The 13668-nt window shown below is 69.0% G+C and carries 13 protein-coding genes; 9 read left to right on the forward strand and 4 right to left on the reverse strand.

What is annotated here, in order from left to right; genetic code table 11:
* Positions 1-34: 34 nt before the first annotated feature.
* The gene (locus AC1DP9_RS15325) at positions 35-2962 is read right to left on the reverse strand and encodes an SNF2-related protein (protein ID WP_477107822.1); all 2928 of its coding nucleotides are present in this window, start codon (positions 2960-2962) and stop codon (positions 35-37) included.
* A 137-nt stretch (positions 2963-3099) separates the two neighbouring features.
* Between AC1DP9_RS15325 and AC1DP9_RS15330 the strand changes: the two genes are divergently transcribed.
* The 6 genes from AC1DP9_RS15330 to AC1DP9_RS15355 all read left to right on the forward strand — a co-directional run bounded on the left by AC1DP9_RS15330 (position 3100) and on the right by AC1DP9_RS15355 (position 7547).
* Positions 3100-4020: a branched-chain amino acid transaminase gene (locus tag AC1DP9_RS15330; RefSeq protein ID WP_092292029.1), complete on the forward strand. Its 921-nt coding sequence runs from the start codon at positions 3100-3102 to the stop codon at positions 4018-4020.
* A 62-nt stretch (positions 4021-4082) separates the two neighbouring features.
* On the forward strand, positions 4083-4277 hold the full coding sequence (locus tag AC1DP9_RS15335; RefSeq protein WP_092292027.1) for a zinc-finger domain-containing protein: 195 nt from the start codon (positions 4083-4085) through the stop codon (positions 4275-4277).
* A 112-nt stretch (positions 4278-4389) separates the two neighbouring features.
* On the forward strand, positions 4390-5412 hold the full coding sequence (gene waaF / locus AC1DP9_RS15340; protein ID WP_092292025.1) for a lipopolysaccharide heptosyltransferase II: 1023 nt from the start codon (positions 4390-4392) through the stop codon (positions 5410-5412).
* A gap of 10 nt (positions 5413-5422) precedes the next feature.
* Complete coding sequence (locus AC1DP9_RS15345; RefSeq protein WP_092292023.1) at positions 5423-5863, forward strand: YybH family protein; 441 nt, start codon at positions 5423-5425, stop codon at positions 5861-5863.
* Between the two features lie 13 nt (positions 5864-5876).
* Positions 5877-6929, forward strand: a complete 1053-nt coding sequence (locus AC1DP9_RS15350) for a YheT family hydrolase (protein ID WP_477107884.1) — start codon at positions 5877-5879, stop codon at positions 6927-6929.
* 9 nt (positions 6930-6938) lie between these two features.
* On the forward strand, positions 6939-7547 hold the full coding sequence (locus tag AC1DP9_RS15355; protein ID WP_092292019.1) for a DUF2946 family protein: 609 nt from the start codon (positions 6939-6941) through the stop codon (positions 7545-7547).
* A 9-nt stretch (positions 7548-7556) separates the two neighbouring features.
* Here the strand turns inward: AC1DP9_RS15355 and AC1DP9_RS15360 are convergent, their stop codons facing one another.
* Positions 7557-9341, reverse strand: coding sequence for a beta-barrel assembly-enhancing protease (locus tag AC1DP9_RS15360; protein ID WP_092292017.1), 1785 nt, complete (start codon positions 9339-9341; stop codon positions 7557-7559).
* Positions 9342-9452: 111 nt separating this feature from the next.
* On the opposite strand from AC1DP9_RS15360, the gene moaC reads away from it, so the two are divergent.
* The 3 genes from moaC (at position 9453) to AC1DP9_RS15375 (ending at position 11187) form a co-directional block, all read left to right on the forward strand.
* The gene (gene moaC, locus AC1DP9_RS15365; RefSeq protein WP_441591752.1) at positions 9453-9929 is read left to right on the forward strand and encodes a cyclic pyranopterin monophosphate synthase MoaC; all 477 of its coding nucleotides are present in this window, start codon (positions 9453-9455) and stop codon (positions 9927-9929) included.
* Between the two features lie 251 nt (positions 9930-10180).
* Positions 10181-10666, forward strand: coding sequence for a hypothetical protein (locus AC1DP9_RS15370; RefSeq protein ID WP_477107823.1), 486 nt, complete (start codon positions 10181-10183; stop codon positions 10664-10666).
* Positions 10663-11187, forward strand: coding sequence for a hypothetical protein (locus tag AC1DP9_RS15375; RefSeq protein ID WP_092292011.1), 525 nt, complete (start codon positions 10663-10665; stop codon positions 11185-11187). Before AC1DP9_RS15370 ends, AC1DP9_RS15375 begins: the two co-directional genes overlap by 4 nt.
* A gap of 27 nt (positions 11188-11214) precedes the next feature.
* Here the strand turns inward: AC1DP9_RS15375 and AC1DP9_RS15380 are convergent, their stop codons facing one another.
* Together AC1DP9_RS15380 and AC1DP9_RS15385 are read right to left on the reverse strand one after the other, a co-directional pair.
* On the reverse strand, positions 11215-12999 hold the full coding sequence (locus tag AC1DP9_RS15380) for a PglL family O-oligosaccharyltransferase (RefSeq protein ID WP_477107824.1): 1785 nt from the start codon (positions 12997-12999) through the stop codon (positions 11215-11217).
* Between the two features lie 132 nt (positions 13000-13131).
* On the reverse strand, positions 13132-13623 hold the full coding sequence (locus tag AC1DP9_RS15385; RefSeq protein ID WP_477107885.1) for a pilin: 492 nt from the start codon (positions 13621-13623) through the stop codon (positions 13132-13134).
* Positions 13624-13668 lie beyond the last annotated feature (45 nt).

Below are 13668 nucleotides of genomic sequence, written 5' to 3' on the forward strand. Positions count from 1 at the left end.
AGCGCTTTGGTATACCGTTTGGTGCGAGAGGAGATTAGCGCCGCAGCAGGCCGACCAGTTCGTCGATGTCGGGCAAGGCGGCGGCGCGGCCCGTGGCTTCGCCATCGGTCGCGTCGAGCACGCCGTCCGCCAGGGCGCGCTTGCCTTGGTGGAGGTCCACGATCCGTTCCTCGATGGTCCCGGCGGTAATCAGCCGGTAGACCGTGACCGGCCGCTGCTGGCCGATGCGGTGCGCGCGGCCCATCGCCTGATCCTCGGCGGCGGGATTCCACCAGGGGTCGGCAATCACGATGTAGTCGGCCGCCGTCAGGTTCAGGCCGAAGCCGCCGGCCTTCAGGCTGATCAGGAAGACATCGCCCGCCCCACCCTGGAACGCGGCCACGCGGCGCGTGCGTTCGCCGGCCGGCGTGGCGCCGTCCAGGTACTGGTAGGCCAGTCCGGCCTCATCCAGCGCGCGCCGCATCAACTGGAGGAAATCGACGAACTGGCTGAACACCAGTGTCTTGTGGCCGTTGGCGGCCAGCGTGGCGGCCAGTTCGGCGAAGGCGCGCACCTTGGCGCCCGGCGCGGCCACCTCGGGCGTGGCCAGACGCGGGTCGCACGCGGCGCGGCGCATGCGCATCAGTTGGGCCAGCACGTGGATGCGGGCGTCGGGTTCGGCCGGCGCTGCCGGCTGTGCCTTGCGGCCCTTCCTGGCGGGCGGCCGTAGCAGCGCGCGCTCGGCCTCGGACAGCGCCTGACGGCGCAGGGCCTCGTAGTGGGCGGCCTCAGCCGGCTCGGGCTCCACGCGGATCACGAGTTCGGTGCGCGGCGGCAGTTCGTCCAGCACCTGCGCCTTGGTCCGCCGCAGCACGAACGGCGCGATCATGCGCCGCAGCCGCACGCGCGGCTCCCGCGCGCCATTGCGCTCGATCGGGTTGGCAAAGTGTTCGTTGAAGCGGACCAGCGACCCGAGCAGCCCCGGGTTGCAGAACCGCATCACGGCCCAGAGTTCGGACAGCCGGTTCTCGATCGGCGTGCCGGAAAGCGCCACGCGGCAGTCGGCGGCCAGCGCAAACATGGCCTGCGCGCGGCGCGAGGACGGATTCTTGATCGATTGCGCCTCGTCGGCGATCACCGTGTGCCAGCGCCGCGCGCCGAAATCCTTGCGCGCCTGCTGGAGCAGTTGGTACGAGACGATCACGAGGTCATGGGCGCCGGCCTGCTCGACGATGGCCACGCGGTCCCCCTCGGCATAGAGATGGACGTTGAGCGTGGGGGCGAAGCGGCGCGCCTCGGCGGCCCAGTTGCCGCACACCGAGGTCGGCGCCACGACCAGCGCCGCGCCGTCGGCGGCGCGCGCCAGCAGCAGCGCGAGCGACTGGAGCGTCTTGCCCAGCCCCATGTCATCGGCCAGACAGGCGCCGAAACCGGCCTCGGCCAGCGCCATCATCCAGCGGTAGCCTTCTTCCTGATAAGGACGCAGTTCGGTCGCCAGCGTGGCGGGCACGGCGGCGTCCGCCTCCCGCGCGGCCCGCAGCCGGCGCACGCGGGTGCGGAAGTGCGCATCCGGGTCCACGCCGGCGCCGGCCAGCACGTCGTCCAGCCAGGGCGCGGCCACCAGCGGCACGCGGATGCCATCGCGCATGGCATCCCCCACCCCGGCGAGGTCGCGCAGGCGGGCGCGCAACTGCCCGGTCAGCGCCACGTAGACGCCCTGCCCCATTGGCATGAACCGCCCGGCGTGGCCGTGCGCCCAGGCCACCAGCTTCTCGAGCGACATCACCAGCCCCTCGGCCACGCGCAGATGGCCGACGAGCTTGAACCACTCGCTGCCGGTTTCCACGCTGACGGCCAGTTGCGGGAGGTCGGCCGGCAGCAGGCGGATCTCGCGGCCACGCGGCCATTCGAGGTCGATCACGCCGGCAAGGCCGGGCAGCATCTCCACGGCGGTCAGGGCGTCTTCGGGATCGTCCAGCGTCCAGGTGTATTCGCCGCCGGGCGGCGAGGATTCGACCAGGAACGGCAGCGCGGCGAAGACTTCGGCCACGTGGGCCAGCTCGGCGTCCAGGTCGCGCTCGGTGGCCATCGCTTCGCCGGCGACGGTCGCCATCAGCTGCGCGCGGCCCGCGCCGGGCGCCAGCCGGGGCCCCATCGGGCCCAGCGGCGTGACCACCAGCCGCAGGCCGATGCCGCGCCCCACCGGCGCCACTTCGGCGCGCAGGCGGGTTTCCGGCTCGCGCAGGCGGGCTTCGCCCGAACTGTCGGCATGGATCTGGAAATGGCCGGCCAGCGCGCGCAGCGTGGTGTCCAGCCGGGCGTGGGCGTCGGCGGGCACGGCCAGCCCATCGGCAATCAGGCGGGCGGCCTGCTGCTGTGCGGCGGAGAAGCGGATCACGCGGAGGCGGCGTGGGCCGTCCTGGAGCACCGTGATCTGGCGCAGCGCCTCGGCTTCCTCGCGCGCGGCAGGGGGCAGCAAGTCTTCCATGGCGGGCGCGGGACGCAGCGGGGGGGCGATGCGGAGCACGTAGCGGTCGCCGCCGTTGCCAACCTCCCGGACCGCTTCCAGCGTGGGCGCGGCCTCGGTGACCTCCATCAGCACAGTCGGCGCGTGGGACAGCACCACCCCGGGGTGCCCCACCAGCGCCATCACGGCGGCGGCGCGGTCCAGCACATGGCGGCGGTTGCGCGAGCGGTCGCGGCGGATGGCCCGGGCCACGCGGGCGTCCCACGGCGCCAGAGTGTCATCCTCGGCCACCCGCGCCAGCGGGATCGGCCGGGGCTTGCCCCAGCCGCGCGGGCCGTAGGCCTGCTCCAGCGGCTCCACCAGCCCCGGCACCCCATCGGCATCGACGGTCAGCGCCCACAACAGGCGGCGCCGGCCGCCCTCGACAGGGGCTTCCGCGCCGGCCAGCGCGGCCAGTTCGCCCAGCGCTTCCTGCCAGCGGTGATCGTCGTCGGGGGTGGTGGGGAGCGCGGACAAGGGCAAAAGGGGTAAAAAGAGAGGCCGGGAGGATCGGAACGGCGATTGTAGTCCCCCCGCCCGGCCGCGTTGGCACATCAGGGCGCGCGGCTTACAATGGCGGCCTTGTGACATTTCTGGTGCAGAGGGAGACAACCATGTCGATGGCGGATCGCGACGGCAAGATCTGGATGGACGGCAAGCTGATTGAGTGGCGCGATGCCAAGATTCACGTCCTGACGCACACCCTGCACTACGGCATGGGCGTATTCGAGGGCGTGCGCGCCTACAAGACGCCGGCCGGCACCGCGATTTTCCGCCTCAAGGAGCACACGCGCCGCCTGTTCAACTCGGCCAAGATCTTCCAGATGGCCATGCCGTTCGACGAAGCGACGCTCGAGGCCGCCCAGCGCGAGGTGGTGCGGGCCAACAATCTCGAGTCGTGCTACATCCGCCCGCTGGTCTGGATCGGCTCCGAGAAGCTCGGCGTGTCCGCCAAGGGCAACACCATCCACGTGGCCATCGCCGCCTGGCCGTGGGGCGCCTATCTGGGCGAAGAGGGGCTGGAGCGCGGCATCCGCGTCAAGACCTCGTCGTTCACGCGCCACCATGTGAATGTGTCGCTGGTGCGCGCCAAGGCGAGCGGCTACTACATCAACTCGATCCTGGCCAACCAGGAGGCCACCGGCCTCGGCTACGACGAGGCGCTGCTGCTCGACACCGACGGCTACGTGAGCGAGGGCTCGGGCGAGAACGTGTTCATCGTGCGCAATGGCGTGATCTACACCCCGGACCTGGCCTCGTGCCTGGACGGCATCACCCGTGACGCCACCCTGACGATTGCCCGCGACCTCGGCATCGAGGTGCGCGAAAAGCGCATCACGCGCGACGAAATGTACTGCGCCGACGAAGCGTTCTTCACCGGCACCGCCGCCGAAGTCACGCCGATCCGCGAACTGGACGACCGCGTCATCGGCGAAGGCCGTCGCGGCCCGGTTACCCAGCGCATCCAGGAAGCGTTCTTTGCCGCCGTGGGCGGCACGGACGAGAAGTACAAGAAGTGGCTGACGCTGGTCTGAGCACCGGCGCCATCCCGATCATTTAAAACAAGCCAGTCACCCTGCAAGCCAAACGCAACACCATGACGCAAACCGCATCCGTCGTCGAAATCGGCGCTGAAGACATGCCCCTCCACTGCCCCACGGGGAACACCCCGACGTGGAACTACCATCCCCGCGTGTTCCTGGACGTGGCCGACACCGGCGAGGTGAAATGCCCGTACTGCGGCACCGTGTACAAGCTCAAGCCGGGCACCGTGCTGAAGGGCCACCACTGAGATCGCGTCCGAGGCACGCGGCCCACGCCGCGCGCCGCCGCACCCCCCTCCCGCCCCGGGCCGCGTTGCGCCCCGGGGCGTTGGCATGTCCGGGCCACGCATCACCCACAATATGAAAAAAGCCCTCGTCATCGCCCCGAACTGGATCGGCGACGCGCTGATGGCGCAGCCGCTGTTCGCGCTGCTCAAGGCGCGCCATCCCCGCATGGTCATCGACGCCCTCGCCCCGAAATGGGTGGCGCCGGTGCTCGCACGCATGCCCGAGATCGGCACCGTGTTTCCGAGCGATCTCGCGCACGGCAAGCTGCAGCTCTCGGCCCGGCTGATGTTCGCGCAGCAACTCAAGCACGAAGGCTACGACGTGGCCTATGTGCTGCCGAATTCACTCAAATCGTCGCTGATTCCGTTTCTGGCCGGCATTCCGCTGCGCATCGGCTATCGCGGCGAGGCGCGCTTCGGCATGCTCAACGTGCGCCACGCCAATCCGCCGCGCGACAAGCGCCCGCCGATGGTGGAGCACTACGCACGGCTGGCCCTCAAGCCCGGCGGGCGCCTGCCCGAGCACATTCCCGATCCGCAGCTGCGCGTGAAGCCCGAGCGCATGGCCGCCACGGCCGAGCGCTTCGGCATCGCGCCGCAGACCCGGGTGATCGCATTCTGCCCCGGCGCGGAGTTCGGCCCGGCCAAGCGCTGGCCGGCCGCGCACTTCGCCGAACTGGCGCAGATGCTGCGCCGCTCGTTCCCGTATGCGCAGATCATCACGCTCGGCTCGGCCAAGGATGCCGAGATCGCGGCGGAGATCGTCGCCGGAGCGCCGTTCGTGCGCAACCTGTGCGGCCAGACCTCGCTGGACGACGCGGTGGACCTGCTCGCCCTGTCCGAAGCCGCCGTCTGCAACGACTCCGGCCTGATGCACGTGACCGCCGCACTGAACCGGCCCCAGGTGGCCGTTTTCGGCTCCAGCGACCCGCGCCATACGCCCCCGCTGTCACAGGCTGCGAGTATCATGTGGCTGCAACTCGAGTGCAGCCCCTGCTTCAAACGCGAGTGCCCGCTGGGCCACCTGCGCTGCCTGAAGGACATCGAACCCGAAATGGTGTTCGTCGAGTTGCGCAAGCTCCTGCATCGACCCTGACCACGCCAACATGCCCCGTTTCGCCCGACTGTTCGATTCCGCCGAAGACATCGTCGATGCCTTCCGCGAAGCCATGAAACTGCGCGATGCCGATGGCGCGCTGCGCCTCTGGCTGGACGAGGATTCGGTCACGTGCGTGATGCCCGACGGCCAGCGCCTGATCGGCCACGACCACCTGCGCCAGGCCTTCATGCTGCTGCTGGAGGAACAGCCGGTGCTGATCGACGCCATCGAGACCAGCAGCCATGCCTCGCTCGGCGTGTCGATCTTCGACGTGACCGAGGCGCTGCGCTTTGGCGCGGACCGCGTGGAAGCGGACCTCTACGTGCACACCACCTACGTGCTGATGCAGAACCACGAGGGCTGGCGCCTGGCCCACATCCACTGCAGCCCGGCCAACGCGGTGCAGGTAGCCGCCGTGGCCGCCGCCCCGGGCCAGGCGCTGCACTGACCACTGTCACGTGATGGGCCTGAAGCTGGGCGCCCCCTTCGGCGAGACCTTCCACACGCCGTGGTGGCTGCGCGGCGGCCATGCCCAGACCATCCTGGCGGCCCGCTTCACGCGGCACCGGCGCGTCACGTTCCGGCGCGAACGCTGGGACACCCCCGATGGCGACTTCATCGACGTCGACTGGACCACGCACCCGGTAGCGCCGGGCGCCCCGCTGGTGGTGATGTTCCACGGCCTCGAGGGCGACTCGAACAGCCACTACGCCCAAACCCTGATGGACGCGCTGCGCGCACGCGGCTGGCAGGGCGCCATTCCACATTTCCGGGGCTGTTCGGGCGAGCTGAACCGCGCGCCGCGCTTTTATCATTCGGGCGATTCCGCCGAGATCCGCTGGGTGCTGGAGCGGCTGCGCCAACGGGTGCAGCCCGGACGGGCGGAAGGACAGCACATGCTGGCAGTCGGCATCTCGCTCGGCGGCAATGCCCTGCTGCGCTATCTGGGCGAGGAAGGCCGCGGCGCCAGTTTCCTCTCGGCGGCGGCGGCCATCTCGGCCCCGCTCGACCTCGCGGCCGGCGGCGCGGCGCTCTCCCAGGGCTTCAACCTGATCTATACCCGGATGTTCCTGCAGACGCTGAAGCGCAAGTCGCTGGCCAAGCTCGACCAGTTTCCGGGCCTGTTCGACCGCGCGACGATGCTGGCGAGCCGCGACCTCTACGCGTTCGACAACGTGGTCACCGCGCCGCTGCACGGCTTCCGCGATACCGACGACTACTGGATGCGCGCCGCCAGCAAGYCGGTGCTGGGCGAGGTCCGCATTCCCACGCTGGTGCTGAACGCGCGCAACGACCCCTTCCTGCCCGGCCAGCACCTGCCGAGCCAGGCCGAGGTCAGCCCCGACGTGCTGCTGGAGCAGCCCGCGCACGGCGGCCACGTCGGCTTCATGACGCCCCGCGCCGGCGTGCTGGGCCACCTGCCGCTATTCCCGGTGGCGGGCCATATCGAATGGCTGCCCACGCGCATCCTCGACTACTTCGACAGCGTGGGTGGAACGCGCCAGACGGCGTAGGAGACAACCATGGATGACATCGTCAAGCAGGCGATGGCCCGCTGGCCCAACGTGCCGAACGCGTACGGATGGCTGGCGCTGGACCGGCGCGGGCAATGGCGCCTGCGCAACGAGTTCGCCCAGGAGCACGGGCTGTCCGGCGACCCGATCCGCCACGAGGCGCTGATCCACTTCATCGAACGCAACTACACCCACGACGCGCGCGGCGCCTGGTTCTTCCAGAACGGGCCGCAGCGGGTGTTCGTCTCGCTCGGCTACGCGCCGTGGATCGTGCGGATGCACGACGGCGCGCTGGCCACCACCACCGGGCGGCCGTTCAGTGTGGCGGCCTGCCATGCCGACGAGCACGGCAACGTGGTGCTGGCGGGGACGGTGGAAGGTCTGGGGGATGGGGACGGAGATGGCGCGCCGGTGCAGGCCGCGCTGCTGCACGACCATGACCTCGACGCCTTCAGCAGCGCCTGCACCTGGCATGGCGAGGGGTGCGGTGCGGCGCTGGGGGTGTTCCATCACGCCGGGCGCGATTTCGACATCGAACCGATTGCCGAGGACGAGGTGCCGACGCGCTTCGGCTTCGTGCGAACACCTGCACCCGCACCGGAAGCCGAAGCTGGCTGAGGCCCAGCCTCAGTTCGGCATGCCCTTGTTGTCCTGCTTTTCCTCGCGGAACTGCAGCTGGAGCTGGTGCAGCCGCGCATCGACCTCGGACAGCGAGTAGAAATCGCCATCATTGGCCTTGCGGGCGATCTGCAATTGCTCGATGGCCGCCTGGTAGGACCCGTCCATCGCGTACTTCTCGGCCAGCGCCTGATGCTGCTGCAGCCGCTTGCCCTGCGCCGCGTAGGCGCGCGCGAGCAGCTCCCACCATTCGGCACGCGCCTTTTCCTCGCGCGTGCGGGCGCGCAGGAAGGTCACGGCGTCGCCCAGCTTGCCGGCGGCGACCAGCGAATCGGCATACGTCAGCGCCACGGCATGAGAGAGCGGGAACGCGCGCATCGAGGCGTTGGCCTGCGTCAGCGCTTCCTGCGGACGGCCCTCGGCGCGCGCCAGCTCGATCGCCATGACGTCCAGCATCGGACTGCCCGAGGTGGCGGACGGAATCGTGCCGTAGAGCCGGCGCGCCTCGGCCAGCGCCCGTTCGGCATCCGCGTAGCGGCCCAGCCGCTGGTTGGCGAAGGCGATGCCGTAGTAGATCGCCGGCTGCCGCACCGGCGAGGCGTTCGCCACTTGCGACTGGAACGTCTCCAGCACGTTGCGCTGGTCGTTGGGGGTGGTGGCCTGAATCACGCGCGCCCGCGCCCGGGCGAACTCGTACTCGGGCGTGTTGCCAACCTTGCGGGCGGTCACGTGGCGCACGCGGTCCTGCATGTCGGCGATCCGCTCGGAGGTCAGCGGGTGGGTGCGCACATAGGCCGGGATCGAGTTGTCCGAGATGCCGGTCACGCGCTGGAGCCGCGAGAAGAAATCGGGCATGCCCTGCGGGTCGAAGCCGGCAGCGGTCATGATCTGGAAGCCGACGCGGTCAGCCTCGCGCTCGGCCCCGCGCGAGAAGGACAGCTGGTTGGCCACGGCCGCGCCCTGCCCGCCCATCGCCAGCGCCGCCGCTGCATCGCCGCTCTTGGTGGCCGCCAGCCCGGCCAGCACCATCGACGCCAGCGCGATCCACATCGACTCATCCTGCTTGGTGATGCCGCGCGCGATATGGCGCTGCATCACGTGGCCGATTTCATGGCCGAGCACGGAGGCAAGTTCCGATTCGGTCTCGGACTGGACCAGCAGCCCGGTATGCACGCCGATATAGCCGCCCGGCAGCGCGAAGGCGTTGATCGAGCGGTCCCGCACGCCAAACAGTTCGAAGCCGGTGGCGAAGGTGCCCGCGCCATTCGAACCGGCCACGTTCTGGCGGCGCGCGGCCTGCACCAGCCGGTAGCCGAGCGCGTTCAGGTAATCGTTGAGCAGCGCGTCCGAGACGTAGTCGGTATCGCGGCGGATATCCCGCATGATCCGGTCGCCCAGCCGCCGCTCCATGTCCGGCGACAGCGATGCCGTGGACGGGTCGCCGAGGTCCGGGAGCTGCAGGCTGCCGCCCTCCACCACCGGGTTGTTGGTCCGCAATCCGAATTCGGATTTCTGACCCGCCCTGACACTGCGGTTGAGATTGTCGTAGACCTGATCGCTGGCGTCGGGCACCAGCTCCGTAGTGGGCGCCGGCTGCTGCGAGGACGGCGCCAGCCGCGCGGCGGGCACGGTCAAGCCCTGCGGCCAGGCCGGCGCGGCCATGGTCAGCACGAGGGCGGCGGCCACGGCACGGGCAAGTGACGCGCGCATGGCGGGGGCGGCCAAAGCAGCGGGAGCGGTGTCGGCGGCGCGCGCCGGAGCGGGCAGGCGGCGGCGCCAGGAGGTCTTGGGCATATTGCTATGATAGCGGCCTCCGCCGCGCGTTCCCAATCCGGCAGACCCCTTGCCCCGCGTTGTTTCTCCGGATTGCGACGGGCGCTATTTCATCCCTCGAATTCTGACGCCATGAGCCAACTCACCCACTTCGACGCCGCCGGACAAGCCCATATGGTCGATGTCGGCAACAAGGCCAGCACCCATCGCGTGGCGGTGGCCACCGGCACCATCACCATGCAGCCGGATACCTTCGCGCTGGTGCGCGACGGCACCGCCAAGAAGGGCGACGTGCTCGGCATCGCCCGGGTGGCCGCGATCATGGCGACCAAGCGCACCTCCGACCTGATCCCCCTCTGCCATCCCATCGGCCTGACCAAGGTGGCGGTCGATTTCGCGCTGGACGAACCGAGTTCCACGATCGCCTGCGTGGTACGCACCGAAACCCACGGCCAGACCGGGGTGGAGATGGAGGCGCTGACCGGCGTGCAGGTGGCCCTGCTGACCATCTATGACATGTGCAAGGCGGTGGACCGGGGGATGGTGATGGGCAACGTGAAGCTGCTGGAAAAGCATGGCGGGAAGTCGGGGGATTGGGTGGCGGGCTGATTTGTCGCCCCGTGTCTCCCGTTGTCCCCCGTTGTCCCGCCCGTAATAAAGGTAACGCCGCATTTCCAAGCCCCCCGCGCCGGCGCCACTTCCGGAAAATTGGTATTGAATTACCAGCAAGGCCCGGCGCCGCCCGTCCACGGATCGGGCGGGTCGAGCGTTGAGGGTTAGGTAACAGGCCGCAACGCCGGAAACGCCGCTTTCGGGATGTCGCCGGCACGCATGCAGCACATTGGGTAGGGGTACACATCATGAACGGGCGCAAGCTTTGCCAGATCGCCCTGGCTTTCGCGGCGGTGGCCTCGGCCGCTGTCAGCACGTCGGCCATGGCCGGCGGCCACTACCACGGGGGGCGCGCGCGCGTCGGCGTGGGCGTCTACGTGGGACCGGGCTGGGGAGGATGGGGACCCGGCTGGGGTCCAGGCTGGGGGCCCGGTTGGGGACCCTATGCCTATGGCCCCTACTACGGGCCCGGCTACTATCCGCCCGCCGTCGTCGCGGTGCCGGCGCCGAATCCGCCGCAGTACATCGAACAGGGCGCGGATGGCAATCCAGTGCCCGCGCCATCGGCCAGCGGCGCGCCGAATGACTCGCCCAACGCCTGGTGGTACCACTGCGATTCGCCCGAGGGCTTCTACCCGTACGTCCGCGAGTGTCCCACCGGCTGGCAGCGGGTGCCGCCGACGCCGTCTTCGTCCACCACGCCGCAGGGCCATGTTCCGGGAGCGACGTCATGAATCCGCGCATCCTTCCCCTGTTGCTGGCGGGCACGCTGGGCCTTGGCGCCTGCGCGGTCATGCCGTCCGGCCCGAGCGTGATGGCGCTGCCGGGCACCGGCAAGACCTTCGACCAATTCCGGGGCGATGACTACAACTGCCGCCAGTTCGCATTCGGCCAGGTGGGCGGCGTAAGCGCCCAGCAGGCATCGAACACGGCGGCCGTGGGCAGCGCGGCCATCGGCACGGCGCTCGGCGCGGCGGCCGGGGCGGCATTCGACGGTGGTTCGGGCGCGGCTATCGGGGCCGGCGTGGGCCTGCTCACCGGCGCCGCCGTGGGGGCCGGGAACTCGTATAACGCGGGATATGGGTCGCAACGGCAGTACGACGCCGCCTACGTCCAGTGCATGTACGCCAGCGGCAACCGTGTGCCGGTCTACGGGCAGATGGTGTCCACGCCGCGCGCCACCAGCTACGCGGCGCCACCGTCGAACTACCAGCCCTACTATCCTCCGCCCCCGCCGCCCGGTTACGTGCGCTGACGGCTTCGGCCCTGGCTGGGTTTCGGCTCAGCCGTGGCCCTGCCGGGCGCGTACGCGCACCCAGGCGCAGAAGTCGCGCGGACGGTGCGCGTCGTCCATTTCCTCGCAAGCCTTGTCCAGCGTGTTGAACTGTGCGGCTTCGTCGCCCTGATAGTAATAGCGCAGGCGATCCATCCACAGCCGCGCGCGCTCTGGCTGGCCGGTCAGCGCCAGTAGCCACGCGGTGCGGCCGATCAGGTTCGGGGTGGGCAGCAGGTGCAGCGCGTCGAGGTGCCCGGGTAGCAATTCGGCGGCATTCTGGGCCGTGATGACGGTCCGCTCGATGGCCTCCGACGCGGCGTGCTGGCGGAACCAGTGACGCGGCATCGGCAGGCCGTCGCGCCGTTCATCGCTCGCATACTCGCGCGCTTCCACGCGGCGGTAGTCCTGCCAGAGCGTGGTCAGGACGATGGCCGAGACCGTGACGAAGGCGATGCCGATGACCATCGGCACCGGCTTGGGGACTCGCCATTTGCCGAAGCCGGACGGCTCCAGCCATCCCAGCAGGAAGCAGAACGGCAGGAAGAAGTAGAGGTAATGGAGCGGGTATTCGAGCATCGAATGCGCGCCGACCATCGCCAGCCAGAGCAGGATCACCACGGTCTGCGGCCGCTCCGCCGACGCCGCGAGCCAGAGGCGACTACGCACCACACGCCCCAGCCACGCCAGCAGCAGCACCCCCACGCCCGCCGTCCCCGTCAAACCCGTCTTCGCCAGCAGATCGAGCACGGCGTTGTGGGCGTGCAGGGACATCTCGGCCGTCACGCGCAGTTGCGACATCTGCTGGAACTGCGCCCAGCCGAACTCCCCGTAACCCACGCCGAGCAGCGGATGCGATCGGAACATGGCGATGGCATGCGCCCACAGCGCGCCGCGTGCCGAGACCTGATCGCCGGCCTTCAGTTGCGCGACGGTATCGAACAATCGCCAATCGAATGCCTGCCCGGCGCTCTTGATGACCGGTTGCAGGACCACGATGCCGACGATCAACAGCACGGCAGCGAGCACCAAACCGGGCGGGCGCGCCATCGGATTCGGCCCGCGCCGGGCGCCGCGCACCATGGCGGCGGCGATCAGGGCGTAGATGGCGGCCAGCCCAACGTGGACAAGACCGGTGCGCGAGCCGGTCAGCGCGATGCCCGACTCGAGCAGCAGCACGGCGGCCAGCCACGCCGCAAACCCGAGCCGCGCCCGCCGTGCCAGCCAGATCGCGGCAACGAGGCCAAAGCCGTGGATCGTCGCCTGATGGTTGGGCTGGTTCAGGTTGCCCCACAGCCGGCGGTTGGTGTCGTAGAAATATTCCGAAACAAGGCCGAACATCTGGTCTTCCATATGGAAGACCTGGATCCACTGGGCCAACGTGCCGAGCAGCCCGGCGACGAGGAAGGTAATGGCGAGGGCATCGACAATCTCGGCCCGTTCCTCGGTGGAAAACCCCTGCCCGAGACGCCACGCGGCGACCATCATGGCCGCGCCGAGGGCGAGGACGATCTGGGTGGTGAAGCGGCTGCCGGTGATGTCGGGCATGCCGGCGGCGGACTGGATGATTGTCGTCAGGATCAGCCAGAGCGGCAGCAGGACGATCCAAGGGACTTGGGGGGTGTCCGCCGAGCGCCGAAAGGCCAGCAGGCAGACCAACGCAACACCGAGCACCCCGGCCATCCATTCGCCGTAGAAGGTGGCGAGCGGAAGCGTGTGCTTCGAAACCAGCAGCGGGAGGGTAAAGGCGGCGATGATCGCCGACCCCGGAAGCAAAGCCCTGGATGGCGGCATGCGGGCGCGAGGGGAAGGAAAGGCGCCATGATAGCTTGGCGGCTTACGGAAGCAGGAAAAGAAAAAGCGCCCGAAGGCGCTTTTTCAGACATCAGCATCAGGCGAGGGAAAGGCTCGCTGTTTGCTTGAGACTTAAGGGGCAGCCGGAGCCGTACAGCCCGCGGGCATATAGCTGGCGCTCCAACCGGCACCAGCGCCGGCGATCGTGCAAGTCCAAGCGCCAGTAGCGGCACGGTTCCAGCTAATTACAGTGCCAGAAATGGAAGTCGAAGCGGAAGCGCCCAGAGTACCCGTCAGCGTATTGGCGACTGCAGTCAGGTCAGCGGTCGGCAGTCCATCGGCGGCGGCCAGCAGGCTCGACTTGGTAGAGCCGAGGTTGCACTCGCCCACGCCCGTGCCTTGGGTCGTGCGGCCTTCCGTAATGCAGACCTCTGCTGCGGTCCGCAGTGCCGAGATTTCACCCACCACACGCGAAACCTGCGACTTCGCGACATAGTTCTGATACTGCGGAATAGCAATCGCAGCCAGGATACCGATGATCGCAACCACGATCATCAGTTCGATCAGCGTGAAACCCTTCTGAGCTTGGCGGCCCAGTTTTTTGATTTGTTGTACCCGTTGCATAAGGATTGACCCCTCGATGAGATTTTCGTTACAGAAAGAAACATC

Source organism: Cupriavidus sp. 01L43 (genome assembly GCF_056399925.1).

Coding starts and splice junctions, on each gene's coding strand:
- AC1DP9_RS15370 (WP_477107823.1), top strand. CDS start 10,181: ATGAACGGGCGCAAGCTTTGCCAGATCGCCCTGGCTTTCGCGGCGGTG.
- AC1DP9_RS15335 (WP_092292027.1), top strand. CDS start 4,083: ATGACGCAAACCGCATCCGTCGTCGAAATCGGCGCTGAAGACATGCCC.
- AC1DP9_RS15375 (WP_092292011.1), top strand. CDS start 10,663: ATGAATCCGCGCATCCTTCCCCTGTTGCTGGCGGGCACGCTGGGCCTT.
- waaF (WP_092292025.1), top strand. CDS start 4,390: ATGAAAAAAGCCCTCGTCATCGCCCCGAACTGGATCGGCGACGCGCTG.
- AC1DP9_RS15355 (WP_092292019.1), top strand. CDS start 6,939: ATGGATGACATCGTCAAGCAGGCGATGGCCCGCTGGCCCAACGTGCCG.
- AC1DP9_RS15380 (WP_477107824.1), bottom strand. CDS start 12,999: ATGCCGCCATCCAGGGCTTTGCTTCCGGGGTCGGCGATCATCGCCGCC.
- AC1DP9_RS15385 (WP_477107885.1), bottom strand. CDS start 13,623: ATGCAACGGGTACAACAAATCAAAAAACTGGGCCGCCAAGCTCAGAAG.
- AC1DP9_RS15360 (WP_092292017.1), bottom strand. CDS start 9,341: ATGCCCAAGACCTCCTGGCGCCGCCGCCTGCCCGCTCCGGCGCGCGCC.
- AC1DP9_RS15330 (WP_092292029.1), top strand. CDS start 3,100: ATGTCGATGGCGGATCGCGACGGCAAGATCTGGATGGACGGCAAGCTG.
- moaC (WP_441591752.1), top strand. CDS start 9,453: ATGAGCCAACTCACCCACTTCGACGCCGCCGGACAAGCCCATATGGTC.
- AC1DP9_RS15345 (WP_092292023.1), top strand. CDS start 5,423: ATGCCCCGTTTCGCCCGACTGTTCGATTCCGCCGAAGACATCGTCGAT.